The sequence below is a fragment of the Pantoea sp. EABMAA-21 genome, assembly GCF_030053335.1.
Classification (GTDB): domain Bacteria; phylum Pseudomonadota; class Gammaproteobacteria; order Enterobacterales; family Enterobacteriaceae; genus Pantoea; species Pantoea communis.
This window is the reverse complement of the sequence record NZ_JASGBX010000013.1, coordinates 108,556-126,817: the sequence shown is the minus strand read 5'-3', so window position 1 is coordinate 126,817 and position 18,262 is coordinate 108,556. Positions and strand designations below refer to the sequence as shown.

The window sequence follows — 18,262 nt, the reverse complement described above, 5'->3', positions numbered from 1 at the left end:
TGATGTAAGAATCTCCTTAACCGCGTAATGGGCGTTTCCCGCTATGCTTAATGGAGCCGTTATCCGTTCAAATCGTCGCCGATAAGGCTGACGACTGTGAACCGTTAACGGTGATCCGAGTTGTGTAATCCAGCCTGTTTTGCTTAAATGTTCGGTTGGTGATTGTAAGTTATTCACCGCACTGAAGAATTTGAACGCGTGCTGACGGTGCAGATCGTACCGCCAGCGCAGATGCGGATAAAGTGAGAGCAGACAAATGCAAGAGATCGTTAAAGGTTTTCTGAATTTCCAACAGAATGTGTTCCCTGAAAGGAAGGATCTTTTCAAAAGTCTGGCGTCAAACCAGAATCCCAAAGCCCTGTTTATCTCCTGCTCAGACAGCCGTCTGGTGCCTGAATTAGTCACCCAATCCGAGCCAGGCCAGCTGTTCGTGATCCGTAACGCCGGTAATATTGTGCCGCCGTTTGGTCCCGAACCGGGTGGTGTCTCCGCGACGATTGAATACGCGGTCGTTGCGCTGGGTGTGACTGAGATCATCATTTGCGGTCACTCCAACTGTGGTGCCATGAACGCCATCGCGTCTAATGCGGATTTAGAAAGCATGCCCGCGGTTGATCACTGGTTGCACTACGCCAATGCAGCTAAAGCTGTGGTGGAAGAGCGCAATTATGAAGCGGTGGAAACCCGTCTCAATGAAATGGTCAAAGAGAACGTGATTGCTCAGCTGAACAATATCAAAACACACCCTTCGGTAGCGGTGGCGCTGCGTAAAGGCAAAGTGCGTCTGCATGGGTGGGTTTATGATATTGAGAGCGGCGGCATTATTGCCCTGACCAAAGGCGGCGAAAGGTTCATTTCGTTGTCTGAGAATCCTGAGACCTGCTTCGAGTGATTCCCTAACCACCTGCAATGCAGGTGGTTTCTTCTCCCATTCTGTGAAAATTTCCCGCCAAAGCGCAGCGTGCGCTCTACACTTGAGAAGCGATTTACCTCTTATAAGGGCTTTCTCATGCGATTTCGTCTTTATATTCCTGCTTTAACGCTGGCTATGCTGGCGGTAGGTTGTACCTCTCATGTTGCGGATAAACAGCAGTTTTCCGGCTTTCTCGGCGATTACAGCCAGTTAAAATCTGAACAGTCACCCAGCGGTAAACCGACATTGCGCTGGATCTCGCCGGATTATCACAGCGTGGATTACACCAACGTGGTGTTCGAACCCGTGGTTTACTATCCCGCCGCGCGACCGACTGAACGCATCAGCCAGCAAACATTGGATCAAATCCGTCAGTACACCGATAGTCAGTTAAAACGCGCGGTCGCAGAACGTAAACCGGTGGTGGGCAAGCCTGGTGCACATACGCTCAGGGTGAAAAGCGCCATCACCGCCGTGACGGCAGAAAACGAAGGGATGCAGTTCTACGAAGTGGTGCCGATTGCGGCAGTTGTAGCGAGCACCATGGCGGCCACTGGCCACCGTACGCAAAACAGTGCGCTGTTCCTCGAGGTGGAAGCGGTCGATGCGCAGACCGGTAAGCCAATGATCAAAGTTGTGCGCAAAGCCTTTGGTAAATCCCTGCCGAACAACAGTACGCCAATTACGCTCAACGATCTTCGTCCGGGCATAGACGAAATGATTCGTGATGTCGTGGCCTTCTCCGCGCCTTAATCTCGTTGCCCGGCATGATGTCGGGCTTAATGTTTTGTAAATCCTGCACATCCTTTCTTACGGGCTGACTACCCTTAACGGCAGACCGTGATAAAGGAGAATCCCATGCGTTTACTGCCTGTCGCGCTGTTGCTTGGCGCATTGAGTTATGCCCATTCGACCCTGGCTGCTGATGTTCAGGTTCAGGTACTACAGGACAAACTTGATCATCCGTGGTCAGTGGCTTTTCTGCCTGACAATCAAACGTTGTTAATAACCGAACGCTCCGGGCAACTCCGCAGTTGGCAGCCGGGAAAAGGCTTGTCGCAACCCATTAGCGGCGTACCCAAAGTGTGGGCAAATCGTCAGGGCGGCTTGCTGGATGTGGTGCTGGCACCGGATTTCGCCCAAAGCCGCCGCGTGTGGCTCAGTTACACCACGGCAGATGCCGAGGGGCGAGCGGGTGGGGTGGTCGGCTACGGGCGACTCAGCGACGATAATCGCCAGTTGAGCGACTTCAAAGTGGTGCTGGAGCAGACACCCAAGCTCTCTAGCGGCGCCAACATGGGAACTCGCCTCGCATTTGATGGTCAGGGCTATCTCTACATTGCCTTTGGCGACAACTTTTCCAGCCTCAGCGCCCAACAGCTCGACAAGCTTTCAGGAAAAATCGTGCGCCTGACCCAGAACGGTGAAATCCCGGCAGACAATCCTTTTATCCAGCGCAAAGACGCGCGGGCAGAAATCTGGTCGTACGGCATGCGCAATCCACAGGGATTAGCTTTCAATCCGTGGACGCAGCAAATGTGGGAGAGTGAACACGGCCCACGCGGCGGCGATGAAGTGAATATCCCGCAGAAAGGCAAAAACTACGGCTGGCCATTGGCCACCTACGGCATTGATTACAGCGGGCAGAAAGTGCCGGAAGCGCAGGGCACGCACGTGGCGGGCACGGAACAACCGCAGTTCTGGTGGAAAGTGTCACCAGCCATCAGCGGGATGGCGTTTTACAACAGCGCACGTTTCCCGCAGTGGAAAAACTCGCTGTTTATCGGCGCATTAAAGGAAAAAAGCCTGATTCGCCTGCGGGTGAACGGCGAGAAAGTGGTCGAAGAGCAGCGACTGCTGGAGGATCGCGGTGAACGTATTCGCGATGTGCGTCAGGGGCCGGATGGTTATCTCTATGTGCTCACCGACGAAGCCAACGGTAAGCTGCTAAAAGTCGGGCTGGCGGAACCCGCCAGCGCCTCGCGTGGTTAACTTAACGCACCCAGCTGCATACTTCCCAACCCCGCTGCTGCGCTTCCTGCTGCAGCAGCGCATCCGGGTTAATGACCCAGGCGTGATCAGCATGGTTGAGCAAGGGTAAATCGTTCATGGAGTCGCTGTAAGCCCAGGTTTTTTCAAAGCGCTTATCCTGTTGCAAAGCCTTCCAGTCACTCAGACGAGTGACTTTCCCCTCGCGATAGGTGGCGGTGCCATAAATCTGGCCGCTGTAGCGCTCGTCAACCACTTCTACGCCAATCGCCAACGCGCCGTGTACACCCAGACGTTGCGCAATCGGCACCGCCAGATGATCGCCACTGGCGGTAATGATCATCACGGTGTCGCCGCGTTGCTGATGCCAGTTTATGCGTTCCCGTGCGGCGGGGAAGACGCGTGGCAGAATATCGCGATGGATGAAACGCCGTACCCAACCCTCAACCGTCAGGGTCGCCATACCGGCGAGCGGGGAAAGCGTGGTGTTCATATACTCTTCAATCGACAGGGTGCCGGCATGGTATTTCTCCATTAAGGCTTGTTCCTGAGAGATGAGTGCTTCGGGGGCAAATCCCTGTGAGACCAGCCAGCGCAGCCACAGGCTGGTACTGTCTTCACAAATCAGGGTTTCGTCCAGATCGAAAACGGCTAAGTCCATCGTGGTTCTCCTCGGGCTGATTGGCATCAGGTTAGCGGAATTTTGTGACTGGCTTAACCGTTCTGCGAAAAATCGGAATTTCTCTCACTTTTTCCACTACGGCGTAACAGTAAAAGTGGCAGCGGGTCGGGGTTGATGCCAGGGTTACTCTAATAAACTCTATAAAACTTTACGGTTGGACGGTTTTGTTCGCAGGTGGTAAGCGTGTAGCTTTTATTAAGACATGTCTTACCTGCTAGAAAACCATGATTTAACAAGGACAATCTGGTCACGCTCATGAGAAAAAACTCCGTCATTTCTGCCTTGCGGCCGCTGGCTGCCACTTCATTATTAGTGCTTTTCCTTCCCATCACCACTCAGGCTGAACAGGCGCCTGCTGCACCGCAAATTGAGGCCAAAGCCTGGATTTTAATGGACTACAACAGCGGCAAGATATTGGCTGAGTCCAATGCCGACCAGCGGTTGGACCCCGCCAGCCTGACCAAAATGATGACCAGCTACGTGGTCGGCCAGGCGCTAAAAGCCGGCAAGATCCACAACGATGACCTGGTCACTATCGGCCAGGATGCATGGGCAACCGGCAACCCGAAGCTGCGCGGTTCTTCACTGATGTTCCTGAAACCGGGTGACCGTATTCCGGTCTCTGAACTCAACAAGGGCGTGGTGATTCAGTCAGGCAATGATGCCTGTATCGCGCTGGCCGATTATGTCGCCGGTAGCCAGGACTCGTTTATCGGTCTGATGAACAACTACGTTAAGGCGTTTGGATTACAGAATACCCACTTTATGACCGTGCACGGGCTGGATGCCGATGGGCAATACAGTACCGCGCGCGATATGGCGATTATCGGCCAGCGTTTGATCAGCGATGTACCTGAAGAGTATGCGTTAAACAGTGAGAAAGAGTTCACCTTTAATCACATCAAGCAGATGAACCGTAACCGCCTGTTGTGGAGCAGTAACCTGAAGGTGGATGGGATTAAAACCGGACACACTTCGGGCGCGGGTAATAACCTGGTCGCGTCCGCCGTGGACGGAGACATGCGTTTGATCTCAGTGGTACTGGGTACGCAAACCGATGCGATCCGCTTCCGTGAAAGTGAGAAGCTCCTCACGTGGGGTTTCCGTTTCTACGAGACAGTGACACCGATTAAAAGCGATAAGCCTTTTGCCCAGCAGCGCGTGTGGTTCGGTGAGCAGAGTCAGGTCAATCTCGGTGTCGCGAAAGACGCAGCGATCACCGTGCCGAAAGGGCAGATGAAAAACCTCAAGGCGAGTTTCACCCTGAACTCACCGCAGCTGGAAGCGCCACTGGAGAAGAATCAGGTGGTGGGGACTATTGATTTCCAGCTGGATGGCAAAACCGTGGATCAGCGTCCGCTGGTGGTGATGGAAGCGGTGCCGGAGGGCGGATTTATTGGCCGTATCTGGGATTTCATTATGATGAAATTTAACGGCTGGTTTGGGAAGTGGTTTAGCTAATCAGCATAAGGGCGACCCGATCGGGCCGCCCTTAGCATTATCCGCGCACCCAGCCTTTCTTAATCGGCGTAGCGAACAGCGTGCGATACACCTGATGGGTGAAAGCCAGCATGCGGTCGCCATACAGCTGCCACGCCATATGCGAAGCCAGACACGCCAGCAAGCCCACCAAAAATCCGCCCAGCATATCCATTGGCCAATGCACGCCCAGATAGACGCGCGACCAGGCAATGGTGCTGCCGACCGCCAGTAAAATCACCCCTGACCACAGTCGGTGCCAGAAGATAAACGCCAGCGCAAAGGTGAAAATAGTGGTGCCATGATCGCTGGGGTAAGAGTCATCGGCGGCGTGTGCCAGGAATTGATGTCCGAAGCCAATGGCAAACGGGCGCGGATGTGGCAGCAGTTGGCCGACACACCATGAAATGCTTAATGCATAAATCAGCGCCATGCCGGTTTTCAGTACCAGCGCGCGTTGAGATTGCACCTGATCGCGCGGCCCCCAAAACCATAAGGCCACAATCAGCAGCGGGACAATGGCAATCACATCTTTGGCGATAAAGGTCGCCAGATTAATCAACCATGGCGGTGAATCCGTCGTGGCGTTGATCCATAGAAACAGGCTATGGTTGAGCGCTTCCATCACGTTTGCTTTTCCTCATCTTGTCTACCCAAAAAGAAACACCAGCAAAAATCAGCACCTGGCTCAGCCACACCCACCAGCCAGCCCACAAGTTGTGAGAGAAAAAGTGGGCACCGCGCATCACCTGTCCGTATCCCATCAGTAAGCCCACCGCGATACCGAACAACAGCGCCAGCACGGCGCGGCGCGGACGCTCGGGCCACCACAGGAAGAACAGCGCCATCAGGGCAAAGCCGCTGGAAGCGTGACCGCCAGGGAAACATTGCCCCGGACCGCTATTGACCGGAGTGGGATCCAGCAGCACAAAACTGGCTGCCTTACCGCCAAACATCGCCAAATCCCACGGACAGGAGTGCGCGCTGTGCGCCTTCAGGATGCCCACCACTAGCGGCCCCATACCAAATAGCAGGGCCACCAACACGCGGCGGCCATCACGCTTCTGCACACCTCGTAACAACATCAATACCGCTCCAGCGATGATCACATCCTTGAACAAGCGATGATTGATCAGATCCAGCCAGCGGTTGTGTTGCCATGGAAACGTCTGCGTCTGTGGGTCAAACCACTGCTGGCTGATCGCGATATCCAGGCTTTCGTGGCGCGACCACCACATAAACACCAGTGCTGAAATTGCCAGTAAAATAAAGTTGATAGCGTAAAAGCGACCAGACAAACAATAAATAGTCGGGCTCTTAATCTTATCGTGGGTTGTTGGAGTGTTTAACTTTGATGAAAGTTGCATGAATATTGGAAAATAGCGAAACCAGAGTGGCAGGGTCGCAATTTACGCTTAGTAGAACCTTAAGCAACAGGAATTGCAGGCATAAAAAAACCCGCAAGTCAGTGACCGGCGGGCTCCACAATTTGGGGATTTCAAAGAAAAGCAGTGGCACTTATTCAGACTGCGCCCCAAATAGAAAGTTCTGAACGCAGTAAAAATATTTTTAAAAAGGCAAAAGCGGCCAAATTATCACAATAAGCGTGCCGGCGAGCGTCAGCAAAACGTTAGCAATCGCATAAGTTCCTGCATAGCCGAGTGCCGGAATGCTACTGCGTGCGGTATCGCTGATAATCTCCATGGCCGGGGCACAGGTGCGAGCGCCCATGATGGCACCAAACAGCAGCGCGCGGTTCATACGCAGCACGTAGGCACCAAACAGATAGCAAATCACCACCGGGATCAGACTCACCAGCAGACCGCTGAGCAACATCAAGGCGCCCGCGCTGCCAAGGCCATGTTGCAGGCCACTACCGGCGCTCAGGCCGACACCTGCCATAAACACCATCAAACCGAACTCTTTCACCATGGTCAGCGCCCCTTGCGGAATGTAGCCAAAGGTCGGATGGTTGGCGCGCAGGAAGCCGAGCATGATACCCGCGAACAGCAAACCGGCGGCGTTACCGATGCCAAAGCTGAAGTTGCTGAACTGGAAGGTGATCATGCCGATCATCAACCCGATGATAAAGAAGGCGCAGAAGGCCAGCAGATCGGTCATCTGACTGTGAATCGCAATAAAGCCGATGCGATCCGCCAGGCTTTTCACACGGCGCGCTTCACCGCTCACCTGCAATACATCGCCTTTGTTCAGCATGATGCTGTCATCAATCGGCATCTCAATCTGACTACGAATCACTCGGTTAAGGAAACAACCATGATCGGTGAGTTTCAGATGGCTCAGGCGTTTATTCACCGCATTGTGGTTCTTCACTACAATCTCTTCGGTGACGATGCGCATGTCGAGCAAATCGCGGTCGAACACCTCTTTGCCGTTACGGAAGCTGGCATCGAGGCGTGCGTGTGCGTCGGGATAGCCCACCAGCGAGATCTCATCGCCGAGTTGTAGCATCGCATCCCCATCCGGGCTGGCGAGAATACCGTTACGGCGCAGGCGTTCAATGTAGCAGCCGGTCTGGCGATGAATGCCCAGCTCGCGCAGATTTTTACCGCCGCTCCATTCCACCAGTTCCGGGCCAACGCGATAGGCGCGGATCACAGGCAGGAATACTTTGCGCTGGCTGTCAGCATCCAGACCACGTTCCCGTGCAATCTGCTGCGCGCAGGTGGGTAAGTCCTGATGTTGCAGACGAGGCAGATAGCGCGCGCCAAAGATCAGGCTGACCAGACCAATCAAATAGGTGAGGGCGTAACCGAGGCTGAGGTTATCCTGCATCATGCTGAGCTGATGGTTGTCACTGATGCTTTGTCGCAGCGTGTCACCCGCGCCCACCAGCACCGGCGTGGAGGTCATGGAACCGGCCAGCATGCCTGCCGTGAGACCAATATCCCAGCCGAACACTTTGCCGAGTCCCAACGCAACGAGCAGGGCGCTGACCACCATAACAATGGCAAGAAGGAAGTAGTTTTTACCGTCGCGGAAAAAGATCGAGAAAAAGTTAGGTCCGGCTTCAACACCGACACAAAAAATAAACAACATAAAGCCGAGACTGAGTGCGTCGGTATTTATCGCAAAGTGCTGCTGACCTAAAATCAATGAAACAACGAGGACACCAATGGAATTTCCTAGCTGTACCGAGCCGAGACGTAATTTGCCTAAGCACAGCCCCAGGGCTAAGACGACAAATAATAACAGAACGTCATTTCCGCTTAACAATTCTGCGACGTTAATGTTCACGGTTTAACTTCTTCTTTACCTGTAACAAGTTGATGAAAGGGCCTTTTTTCGCTATCTTGTGGCAGCTGTGAATGTCCTTGCCGCCAGGAAGGTGCAGACCATTATTTAAAACGGCGTCATTCTAATCATAAATAACTTCCTCAGCTATCAGCAGTTTTTAATCCTTCTGCCAGCGGCTGTTTCTTTTTATTTCCACTTGTGCGCATCAGGGCAGTAAACGTTTCAATATTGTTAACAACAAAGTTGAGGATGGTTATGTTGCAGCGCAATAATCGCTGGCCAGCATCGGTTCTGGGTATGATGCTTTATACGCTGGTGTTTATTTTTGCACACCATTTTTGGGCCGTTGCCGCGGAACAAGCGATGCGCGGACAGCCTGAATTATTGCTGTTTTTATTGCCGGGCATGTTAATGGCGCTGTTGCAGCCGGATAGTCCCCTGGTCAGTACACTGTGGGTCGCCGTGGTGGGCACGCTTTTGGGTATGGCCTGGATGTGGCTCACCGTCACGCAGATGCACAGTTGGCTGCTGATTGTTGCATGGAGTTTAAGTGCGCTGTTTTGGGCTGGATGCGGGGCGTTACTGATCCGCCTGATGAGGATTATGCTGGCGATGCGTGCCGAATAGCACGATCAAAAACGGGCCCGCAGGCCCGTTTGCTTAGGCTTCAACACCCAGATTTTCTTTGGTCCATGCCGCAAATTCGGTGTAACCACCGATGTGCTGGTCATCAAGGAAAATCTGCGGCACGGTGGTTACCGGTTTGCCGGCACGTGCTTCCAAGTCGGCCTTGGTGATGCCGGTCGCCTGAATATCGACGTACTGATAGTTGAAATCATCGCGCTCGCTGGTCAGCTTGGTGGCTAACTCTTTCGCACGTACGCAGTATGGGCAGCTTGAACGGCCAAAAATCACTGCAATCATTGCTTCTCTCCTTCCGCTGCTGTTTTGTGACCAGTTTCACATTACAGCGTGAATAATGGCTAACATCATGCCCGCCCATCCTGCTTAAGCAAAGAAGAAAATGCCTGTTACTCTAATGACCGCAATCTATGTCCATCATACTTCACTCCGCAGACGCGTTTGGCTTCAGTTAAGCTGCTGGTGATAGCCATGCCTTGCTGCAGAGCGAATTATTCGGGTCTAAAATGCGACTGACCTATTGAGCAACTGAGGAAATCGCCCATGCGTAATCTGGCCACGTTGCCGAAACCGGTTTTGCTGCTGGAAGTGCTTGGCGTGCTCGCGGTGATTGGTGCGCTATTACTGGTTAATAACTGGATTGCGGCACCTGATTTTATGGCGCAGAAGTCGCTGGCGACGCTGCTTTTTTTCCTTGGCATTGCGCTGATGCTGCCTGCCGCCTGGCTGATGATGTGGCGTACCGCGCAAGCGATGGCACCGCAGTTGTTCAATCACAACCACAAAAAGAAGTAACCGGAGAAGATTATGACGCCGACCATCGATTTACTGTGCAGCCACCGTTCCATTCGCGCCTTTACCGAGCAGGGCATTGATGATGCTCAGCGCAGCGCGATCATTGCTGCAGCACAAGCGGCCTCGACCTCCAGTTTTTTACAATGCTCCTCGATTATTCGCATTACCGACCAGGAAAAGCGTGATCAACTGGTGCAACTCACCGGCGGGCAGCCATGGGTGAGTGCCGCCGCTGAGTTTTGGGTGTTTTGTGCCGACTTTAATCGTCATCAGCAGATTTGCCCGGATGCGCATCTCGGACGCGCCGAGCAACTGCTGTTGGGTTGTGTCGATACCGCATTAATGGCACAAAACGCCATGGTCGCGGCGGAATCGCTGGGGCTGGGTGGCGTGTTTATTGGTGGTATCCGTAACAGTATTGCGCAAGTCACCAATTTGCTGGAACTGCCGAAATTTGTGCTGCCACTGTTTGGCTTCTGCATCGGCCATCCAGCCTCTGCTCCAGACGTGAAACCGCGTATGCCAGCGGCGATGCTGGTGCATGAAAATCGTTATCAATCTGTCGATAAAAGCGTGCTGGACCAGTACGATAACCAAATCACGGCTTATTACCAGCAACGTGACAGCAACCAGCGTTCGGAAACCTGGAGCGAACTGATTCAACGCCTGATCATCAAAGAAACGCGTCCGTTTATGCTGGATTATCTGCATCAACAGGGCTGGGCAACGCGCTAAGCACAAGGAATTCTGCAATGAAGATGGCCATTCTCACGCGTGATGGAACGCTGTACTCGTGTAAGCGCCTGCGCGACGCCGCGGAAGAGCGTGGCCATCAGGTGCAGATGATCGATCCGCTCTCCTGCTACATGAACATCAACTCCGATTCGCCCGCGGTGCATTATCGTGGCGAACCGCTGGGCCACTTTGATGCCGTTATCCCGCGTATTGGCACGGCGACCACCTTTTACGGCACGGCGGTGCTGCGCCAGTTCGAGATGTTGGGCAGCTATCCGCTGAATGAATCGGTGGCCATCACCCGGGCGCGTGACAAACTGCGATCGCTGCAGCTGCTGGCGCGCGAAGGCATTGATATGCCGATCACCGGGTTCGCCTCTTCGCCTGATGATACCCAGGATGTGATCGCCATGGTCGGTGGTGCGCCGCTGGTGGTGAAACTGGTAGAGGGCACGCAGGGGATTGGCGTGGTGCTGGCGGAAACGCGCCAGGCGGCGGAGAGCGTGATTGATGCCTTTCGTGGCCTAAACGCCCACATTCTGGTGCAAGAGTTTATCAAAGAGGCACAGGGGCGAGATATTCGCTGCCTGGTGATCGGCAATGAAGTGGTAGCGTCGATTGAGCGTGAAGCGAAAGAGGGGGATTTCCGCTCAAATCTTCATCGTGGCGGTAAAGCGCACGCGGTGACCATCACCGAAAAAGAGCGCGAAATCGCCGTGAAAGCCGCATCCACGCTCGGGCTGGAAATCGCAGGGGTGGATATTTTACGCGCCAATCGCGGTCCACTGGTGATGGAGGTCAATGCCTCGCCAGGGCTTGAGGGCATCGAAGGCACCACCGGCCTCGACATCGCTTCCATGATGATTCATTGGGTAGAAGCGCATGCTTGCCCCGGCTATCGTCTTAAAACCGGGGGCTAGGCGCGCTTTTACGTGGTTTTCGTGGCATCAGTTAGACTTTTTCCGTAAGCTAAGGCGCTTATTTCTTCACCCCACAGGACATAACGATGGATTCACTGGTCGTTCCTGACATCGACATCCTGCGTCGCTGGCTGGATCAACAAAATATCACCTGGTTCGAATGCGATGCCTGCCAGGCACTGCACCTGCCGCACATGCAGAATTTTGACGGGGTGTTTGATGCAAAAATCGACCTGGTGGACAACGTCATCCTCTTCTCGGCCCTCGCGGAAGTGAAACCCACAGCATTGATTCCTTTGGTCGGCGATTTATCGCAGATTAATGCCAGTTCGCTTACGGTGAAGGCCTTTATCGATATCCAGGATGACAATCTGCCCAAGCTGATTGTCTGCCAGTCGATCAGTACCACTGCCGGATTGACGTTTGGTCAGTTCTCGCACTTTATGAAGCAAAGTGAAGAGGGCGTTTCCATGGTGATCATGGAAGCCTTTGCCAATAATTTGCTGATGATGGGCGAAGAAGAGGAGCGCCAATCCAGCTCCAGCAGCCACGCGATGCTGCACTGAGTTCCCCGCCTCGCTAACTGCCGCTTTTTGCGGCAGTTTTCATTTTAGCCCTACCACTTTTTATTCTGCATTTTGCCCTTTATTGCCAGATATTAGTCGTGCTTTATGCCGCTAGTGCCAAACCGCATAGCAGAAACATGCATAAAATATCGCAAAAAGGCGTTTTTTACGCTGGGATCTGGCACGCCTTAAGCAGGGGGGCTATTCTTGCGGGGCTGCTTGAGACATGCAACCTCAGCACAACTATAGGTTTTTGCTATTAAACTCCCGCTGAATATTGATTCATTGTGTGTCTGTGATTAAACAGAAAAAACGCAACGTCCGGATCGCGTGTATGCAGCGTTGTGATGACCCCCTCAGGAGGAAGTAAAACATGATCAACCAACGTAAAAAATGGTTGCCAGGTGTGGTTGCAGGTGTACTGATGGCGACGGCCGTTAGTGCTCAGGCAGAGGATAAAACGCTGCACGTCTATAACTGGTCCGATTATATTTCGGCCGACACCGTGCCGAATTTTGAAAAGCAGACCGGTATCAAAGTGGTCTACGACGTGTTCGATTCCAACGAAGTGTTGGAAGGTAAGCTGATGGCGGGTTCTACCGGCTACGACGTTGTGGTGCCATCTTCCAGCTTCCTTGCTCGCCAGCTACAGTCCGGCGTTTTCCAGGAGCTGGATAAGAGCAAGCTGCCAAACTATAAAAACCTCGATCCTGATTTGATGGCGAAAGTCGCGCAGCACGATCCGGGTAACAAATATGCGATTCCGTATCTGTGGGGTACCACCGGTATCGGCTATAACCTCGATAAGGTAAAAGCCGCGCTGGGTACTGATGCGCCCGTCAACAGCTGGGATTTGGTGCTGAAGCCTGAAAACCTGGAAAAACTGAAAAGCTGTGGTGTCTCCTTCCTCGATGCGCCGGAAGAGATCTTCGCCACCGTGCTGAACTACCTCGGCAAAGATCCAAACAGTTCAGACGCCAAAGATTACACCGGCGCCGCGACCGATCTGCTGCTGAAGCTGCGTCCTAATATCCGCTACTTCCACTCGTCTCAGTACATTAACGACCTGGCGAATGGCAACATCTGTGTGGCGATCGGCTGGTCTGGCGATATCCTGCAGGCGAAAGATCGTGCAGCCAAAGCCAACAACGGCGTGCACCTGGGTTACAGCGTGCCGAAAGAGGGCGCTCTGGCCTTCTTCGACATGATGGCGATTCCGAAAGACGCGAAAAACCTCGACGCAGCCTATCAGTGGCTGAACTACATCATGGATCCAAAAGTGATCGCGGATGTCTCTAACAAGATGAACTACGCCAACGGCAACAAGGCGTCACTGCCATTGATTAATGCGGATGTGCGTAACAATCCGGGCATCTTCCCAACGCCGGATGCGATGGCCAAGCTGTTTGTGCTCAAAGTCCAGGATCCGAAACTGGATCGTGCGCGCACCCGTGCATGGACTAAAGTAAAAAGTGGTAAGTAATTCGTTCTAAACGGATTACTTACCTGAAGACGACAACAGAGGTGCGGTGATGGCCTCTGTTGTGCCATTTTAGCGGCTGGCTGTGCCGCGCTACACCGCTTAGCGCCGGAGAAATGTTAGTGAACGACGCGATTCCCCGCCCCCCAAATAAAACGGCTAAGGCGTTAACGCCGCTGCTGGAAATTCGCAACCTGACCAAATCTTTTGACGGCCAGCACGCCGTAGATGATGTCAGCCTGACCATTTATAAAGGTGAGATTTTTGCCCTGCTGGGTGCTTCCGGCTGTGGTAAATCGACCTTGCTGCGCATGCTGGCGGGCTTTGAGCCACCGACCAGCGGGCAGATTGTGCTGGATGGGCAAGACCTGTCGCACGTTCCGCCTTATCAGCGCCCGATCAATATGATGTTCCAGTCCTACGCGCTGTTCCCGCACATGACGGTGGAGCAGAACATCGCCTTTGGACTGAAGCAGGATAAATTGCCGAAAGGCGAAATCAGCAGCCGCGTGGCCGAAATGCTGACGCTGGTGCATATGCAGGAATTTGCTAAGCGTAAACCGCATCAGCTTTCCGGCGGTCAGCGTCAGCGCGTGGCGCTGGCGCGTAGCCTGGCGAAACGCCCCAAACTGCTGCTGCTGGATGAGCCGATGGGCGCGCTGGATAAGAAACTGCGCGACCGCATGCAGCATGAAGTGGTGGATATTCTGGAGCGCGTCGGCGCGACCTGCGTGATGGTGACGCACGACCAGGAAGAAGCCATGACCATGGCCGGTCGTATTGCCATCATGAACCGCGGTAAGTTCGTGCAGATTGGTGAGCCGGAAGAGATCTACGAGCATCCTACCAGCCGCTATAGTGCCGAGTTTATTGGATCGGTCAACGTGTTTGACGGCCTGCTGCGTGAGCGCACGGAAGAGGGCGTGGTCATTGATGCGCCGGGCCTGGTACATCCGCTTAAAGTGCAGACCGATGTCTCTATCATCGATAACGTGCCCGTGCATGTCGCTTTACGTCCGGAAAAAGTGATGCTGTGCGAAGAGGTGCCGGCGGATGGCTGCAACTTTGCCGTCGGCGAAGTGGTGCATATTGCCTATCTCGGTGACCTGTCGATTTATCACGTTCGCCTGCGCAGCGGTCAGATGATCAGCGCGCAGCTGCAGAATGCACATCGCTACCGCAAAGGTGCGCCAACATGGGGTGATGAAGTTCGCCTGTGCTGGGACGCCGACAGCTGTGTGGTTCTGACGGTTTAAGGAGGCGTAATGAGCCAGATTTCTCAACGCAGCGAGCCGGAAGTGGTGGGCACACCGCTGCAGCGCTGGGGCACGCGCATTAAAATGCTGCATGGCCGCAAGCTGGTGATCGCCTTGCCTTATCTTTGGCTGATCCTGCTGTTTCTGCTGCCGTTCCTGATCGTGCTGAAGATCAGTTTCGCCGATATTGCGCGTGCCATTCCGCCTTACACCGATCTGGTGACCTGGGCCGATGACCAGCTCAATCTGGTGCTGAATCTCGGTAACTACATCACGTTGACGGATGATCCGCTGTATGCCGAAGCCTATCTGACTTCACTCAAGGTGGCGGCAATTTCTACCGTGATCTGTCTGCTGATCGGATATCCACTGGCGTGGGCGGTGGCGCACAGCAAACCTTCAATGCGCACCATCCTGCTGTTGCTGGTGATCTTGCCCTCCTGGACCTCGTTCCTGGTGCGCGTGTACGCGTGGATGGGCTTGCTGAACAACAACGGCATTCTTAACCGCTTCCTGATGTGGCTGGGGGTTATCGATCACCCGCTGGTGATTCTTTACACCAATACCGCGGTGTATATCGGTATCGTTTACTGCTATCTGCCGTTTATGGTGTTGCCGATCTATACCGCGCTAACCCGTATCGACTACTCGCTGGTCGAGGCCTCACTGGATCTGGGCGCGCGTCCGCTTAAAACCTTCTTTAGCGTGATTGTGCCGCTGACCAAAGGCGGGATTATCGCCGGTTCGATGCTGGTGTTTATCCCGGCGGTAGGGGAGTACGTGATCCCAGAACTGCTGGGAGGGCCGGACAGCATCATGATTGGCCGTATTCTATGGCAGGAGTTCTTTAATAACCGTGACTGGCCGGTGGCTTCAGCGCTGGCGGTGATCATTCTGTTGATTTTGATTCTGCCGATCATCTGGTTCCACAAGCATCAAAATCGTGAGTTAGGAGAGAAGGAATGAATCAGTTACCGACCATTCGCTCTCCATGGCGTACGGCGATTTTGGCCGCATGCTTCCTGTTCCTGTACGCGCCGATGCTGCTGCTGGTGGTTTACTCCTTCAACAGCTCGCAGTTGGTCACCGTGTGGGAGAGCTTCTCATTCCACTGGTACAAAGTGCTGTTCCAGGACGATGCGATGCTGGATGCCGTTGGCCTCAGCCTGACTATCGCCGCGCTCTCGGCCGCCATGGCGGTGGTGTTGGGCACTATGGCGGCGGTGATCATCGTGCGTTTCGGCCGTTTCCGTGGGCATAGCGGTTTTGCATTTATGCTCACTGCACCGCTGGTGATGCCGGATGTGATCACCGGGTTGTCACTGCTGCTGCTGTTTGTAGCAATGGGCAACACCTTTGGCTGGCCGAGCGATCGCGGCATGCTCACCATCTGGCTGGCGCACGTTACCTTCTGTACCGCTTATGTGGCGGTGGTGATCAACTCCCGTCTGCGCGAGCTGGATCGTTCCATCGAAGAAGCGGCAATGGATCTCGGGGCGACGCCGCTGAAAGTATTCTTCGTGATAACCGTACCCATGATTGCTCCGGCAATTGTCACCGGCTGGCTGCTGGCCTTTACGCTGTCACTCGATGATCTGGTGATTGCCAGCTTCGTCACCGGGCCAGGCGCTACCACGTTGCCAATGGCGATCTTTGCTACCGTGCGACGCGGCGTCAATCCAGAGATCAATGCGTTAGCCTCGTTGATTTTGTTTGTCGTCGGCTTGGTCGGTTTCATCGCCTGGCGCTTTATGGCGCACGAAGAAAAGCAACGTTTACGCGATATTCAGAAAGCTAAACGTGGCTGAAAGCCGTAACATTTGCCAATATAAGAACGGGCCGGTTTAATGGCCCGTTTTTTTATGGTTACGGAGTCAAACCATGTCGGAAACCCTCAAAAACGCGATGGCAAATTCTACGCCTGCACCGGTGATGGTGGCGGGGATCGCCATTATTGCCACGCGCTGTCTCAGCGTGCTGATGCTGGCCAATGAACTGGGTTACGACGAAATGGCTAACTTTGTCCACCGTAGCGCGCAGGCGTGGGATTCCACGCTAATTTTTATCGCCAGTCAGCTGATCTTTCTGTTTGAACTACGCTGTGCCTTTACCCTGTTGCGCGGTAGCAATCGCGGACGATGGGGTTATGTGATGGCGCAAATTATCGTGCTCGGTTATATGCTGATGGCGTCCGTTGGGTGGATCTACCCGGAAATTTTCAGTATTCCCGGTGAAACTAATGCACAGATCATCCATCACACGCTGATGCAGAAAGTGCCGGATGCGCTGGTGTTACTGCTATTGTTTGTGCCGGCCAGCAGTCGCGCATTTTTCCGCGCCCGGTGATACAATCTGCCCCCGATTTTTCACCCGATTCTGAATACAGGTCTTTCCATGCATTGCGCGCTTTATGATGCCGGTCGCTGTCGTTCGTGCCAGTGGCTGGAGAAACCCTATCCGCAGCAGCTCAGCGAGAAGCAGTCGCTGCTCGAGCAGTTACTGTCGCAGACCGCAGTGGCCGAGTATTTACCGCCGGTGACCTCCGCACTGCAAGGTTTTCGTAATAAAGCCAAAATGGTGGTGAGCGGCAGCGTTGAGCGGCCGATTTTTGGCATGGTGGCGCGTGATGGCGAACCGGTTGATCTGTGCGATTGCCCGCTCTATCCCGCCAGCTTTGCGCCGGTGTTCGAGGTGCTGAAACCTTTTATTGCCCGCGCCGGATTAACGCCCTACAACGTGGCGCGTAAACGCGGTGAACTGAAATTCCTGCTGCTGACCGAGAGTTCGCAAGGTGGCATGATGCTGCGGTTTGTGCTGCGTTCCACCAGCAAGCTGGAGCAGTTGCGCGCGGCCTTACCCTGGCTGCAGCAGCAGTTACCGCAGCTGAAAGTGATCTCCGCCAACATCCAGCCGGTGCATATGGCGATTCTGGAAGGGGATGAAGAGATTGCGTTGACGCCGGATCAAGCGCTGGCGGAGTGTTTCAATCAGGTGCCGCTGTATATTCGCCCGCAGAGTTTCTTCCAGACTAACCCGCAGGTCGCCGCCGATTTGTATGCCACGGCGCGTGATTGGGTCGCGGAGCTGCCGGTGTCCAGCATGTGGGATCTGTTCTGCGGCGTGGGCGGTTTCGGCTTGCACTGTGCCACGCCCGAGATGCAGCTGACCGGTATTGAGATCAGTGCGGAAGCCATTGCCTGTGCGCAGCAGTCGGCTGAACAGTTAGGACTCGATAAGGTGAGTTTCGCCGCGCTGGATTCGACCCAGTTCGCCAAATCGCGTGAGCAGGTGCCACAGTTGGTGCTGGTCAATCCGCCGCGTCGCGGGATTGGTGCTGAGCTGTGTGCTTATCTCAGTGAAATGGCGCCAGACTACATTCTCTATTCAAGCTGCAATCCCAGCACGATGGCGCAGGATATTGCACGTCTGGCCGATTACGCGGTGAGCCGCGTCCAGCTGTTTGATATGTTCCCGCACACCGCACATTTTGAAGTGCTGACATTACTGATTAAGAAGGGTGGAGCCACGTAGCCACCGCCTGAACGGA

Annotated in this window: 20 protein-coding genes; 15 read left to right on the top strand and 5 right to left on the bottom strand. The window is 54.1% G+C overall.

The window, feature by feature from the left end; genetic code table 11:
* The first annotated feature begins 256 nt into the window (after positions 1-256).
* The 3 genes from QMZ65_RS18625 to QMZ65_RS18615 all read left to right on the top strand — a co-directional run bounded on the left by QMZ65_RS18625 (position 257) and on the right by QMZ65_RS18615 (position 2,905).
* Positions 257-892 carry a carbonic anhydrase gene (locus QMZ65_RS18625; protein ID WP_058961964.1) on the top strand — a complete coding sequence of 212 codons (636 nt, stop codon included), beginning with the start codon at positions 257-259 and terminating at the stop codon, positions 890-892.
* A gap of 117 nt (positions 893-1,009) precedes the next feature.
* Complete coding sequence (locus QMZ65_RS18620; protein WP_283216486.1) at positions 1,010-1,666, top strand: DUF3313 domain-containing protein; 657 nt, start codon at positions 1,010-1,012, stop codon at positions 1,664-1,666.
* A gap of 105 nt (positions 1,667-1,771) precedes the next feature.
* A complete protein-coding gene (locus tag QMZ65_RS18615) occupies positions 1,772-2,905 on the top strand; it encodes a PQQ-dependent sugar dehydrogenase (protein WP_283216485.1) in 1,134 nt (377 codons plus the stop codon).
* Position 2,906: 1 nt separating this feature from the next.
* On the opposite strand, the gene QMZ65_RS18610 is transcribed toward QMZ65_RS18615, so the two are convergent.
* Positions 2,907-3,563: an HAD family hydrolase gene (locus tag QMZ65_RS18610; protein WP_034820768.1), complete on the bottom strand. Its 657-nt coding sequence runs from the start codon at positions 3,561-3,563 to the stop codon at positions 2,907-2,909.
* 276 nt (positions 3,564-3,839) lie between these two features.
* Between QMZ65_RS18610 and QMZ65_RS18605 the strand changes: the two genes are divergently transcribed.
* On the top strand, positions 3,840-5,045 hold the full coding sequence (locus QMZ65_RS18605) for a serine hydrolase (protein ID WP_160832412.1): 1,206 nt from the start codon (positions 3,840-3,842) through the stop codon (positions 5,043-5,045).
* Positions 5,046-5,082: 37 nt separating this feature from the next.
* On the opposite strand, the gene ybjG is transcribed toward QMZ65_RS18605, so the two are convergent.
* The 3 genes from ybjG to QMZ65_RS18590 form a co-directional block, all read right to left on the bottom strand.
* Positions 5,083-5,688, bottom strand: a complete 606-nt coding sequence (ybjG, locus tag QMZ65_RS18600) for an undecaprenyl-diphosphate phosphatase (RefSeq protein WP_097119354.1) — start codon at positions 5,686-5,688, stop codon at positions 5,083-5,085.
* Positions 5,669-6,430: a phosphatase PAP2 family protein gene (locus QMZ65_RS18595; RefSeq protein ID WP_409566167.1), complete on the bottom strand. Its 762-nt coding sequence runs from the start codon at positions 6,428-6,430 to the stop codon at positions 5,669-5,671. Before QMZ65_RS18595 ends, ybjG begins: the two co-directional genes overlap by 20 nt.
* 202 nt (positions 6,431-6,632) lie before the next feature.
* The gene (locus QMZ65_RS18590) at positions 6,633-8,321 is read right to left on the bottom strand and encodes an aspartate:alanine antiporter (RefSeq protein WP_097119352.1); all 1,689 of its coding nucleotides are present in this window, start codon (positions 8,319-8,321) and stop codon (positions 6,633-6,635) included.
* A 255-nt stretch (positions 8,322-8,576) separates the two neighbouring features.
* Between QMZ65_RS18590 and ybjM the strand changes: the two genes are divergently transcribed.
* The gene (gene ybjM, locus QMZ65_RS18585; protein ID WP_034820751.1) at positions 8,577-8,948 is read left to right on the top strand and encodes an inner membrane protein YbjM; all 372 of its coding nucleotides are present in this window, start codon (positions 8,577-8,579) and stop codon (positions 8,946-8,948) included.
* A 33-nt stretch (positions 8,949-8,981) separates the two neighbouring features.
* On the opposite strand, the gene QMZ65_RS18580 is transcribed toward ybjM, so the two are convergent.
* Positions 8,982-9,245, bottom strand: coding sequence for a GrxA family glutaredoxin (locus QMZ65_RS18580; protein WP_034820748.1), 264 nt, complete (start codon positions 9,243-9,245; stop codon positions 8,982-8,984).
* 261 nt (positions 9,246-9,506) lie between these two features.
* On the opposite strand from QMZ65_RS18580, the gene QMZ65_RS18575 reads away from it, so the two are divergent.
* From QMZ65_RS18575 to rlmC, 10 genes are all read left to right on the top strand, one after another.
* The gene (locus QMZ65_RS18575) at positions 9,507-9,758 is read left to right on the top strand and encodes a DUF1418 family protein (RefSeq protein WP_097119351.1); all 252 of its coding nucleotides are present in this window, start codon (positions 9,507-9,509) and stop codon (positions 9,756-9,758) included.
* A gap of 12 nt (positions 9,759-9,770) precedes the next feature.
* Positions 9,771-10,493 (top strand): oxygen-insensitive NADPH nitroreductase, encoded by a 723-nt coding sequence (gene nfsA / locus QMZ65_RS18570; protein WP_211728157.1) that lies wholly within the window; start codon positions 9,771-9,773, stop codon positions 10,491-10,493.
* A 17-nt stretch (positions 10,494-10,510) separates the two neighbouring features.
* Complete coding sequence (gene rimK / locus QMZ65_RS18565; RefSeq protein WP_038647884.1) at positions 10,511-11,413, top strand: 30S ribosomal protein S6--L-glutamate ligase; 903 nt, start codon at positions 10,511-10,513, stop codon at positions 11,411-11,413.
* An 86-nt stretch (positions 11,414-11,499) separates the two neighbouring features.
* A complete protein-coding gene (locus QMZ65_RS18560) occupies positions 11,500-11,979 on the top strand; it encodes a type III secretion system chaperone family protein (protein WP_283216484.1) in 480 nt (159 codons plus the stop codon).
* A gap of 373 nt (positions 11,980-12,352) precedes the next feature.
* Entirely contained in the window at positions 12,353-13,462 is a 1,110-nt protein-coding gene (potF, locus tag QMZ65_RS18555; protein WP_097119349.1) for a spermidine/putrescine ABC transporter substrate-binding protein PotF, read from the top strand.
* Positions 13,463-13,581: 119 nt separating this feature from the next.
* Positions 13,582-14,715, top strand: a complete 1,134-nt coding sequence (potG, locus tag QMZ65_RS18550; protein ID WP_156102820.1) for a putrescine ABC transporter ATP-binding subunit PotG — start codon at positions 13,582-13,584, stop codon at positions 14,713-14,715.
* 9 nt (positions 14,716-14,724) lie between these two features.
* On the top strand, positions 14,725-15,681 hold the full coding sequence (potH, locus tag QMZ65_RS18545; RefSeq protein ID WP_034820712.1) for a putrescine ABC transporter permease PotH: 957 nt from the start codon (positions 14,725-14,727) through the stop codon (positions 15,679-15,681).
* On the top strand, positions 15,678-16,523 hold the full coding sequence (gene potI / locus QMZ65_RS18540) for a putrescine ABC transporter permease PotI (RefSeq protein WP_283216483.1): 846 nt from the start codon (positions 15,678-15,680) through the stop codon (positions 16,521-16,523). The genes potH and potI overlap by 4 nt, the downstream gene beginning before the upstream one ends.
* A 73-nt stretch (positions 16,524-16,596) precedes the next feature.
* Positions 16,597-17,061 (top strand): YbjO family protein, encoded by a 465-nt coding sequence (locus tag QMZ65_RS18535; protein ID WP_034820707.1) that lies wholly within the window; start codon positions 16,597-16,599, stop codon positions 17,059-17,061.
* Positions 17,062-17,109: 48 nt separating this feature from the next.
* Positions 17,110-18,246 (top strand): 23S rRNA (uracil(747)-C(5))-methyltransferase RlmC, encoded by a 1,137-nt coding sequence (rlmC, locus tag QMZ65_RS18530; RefSeq protein ID WP_283216482.1) that lies wholly within the window; start codon positions 17,110-17,112, stop codon positions 18,244-18,246.
* The last annotated feature ends 16 nt before the right edge of the window (positions 18,247-18,262 follow it).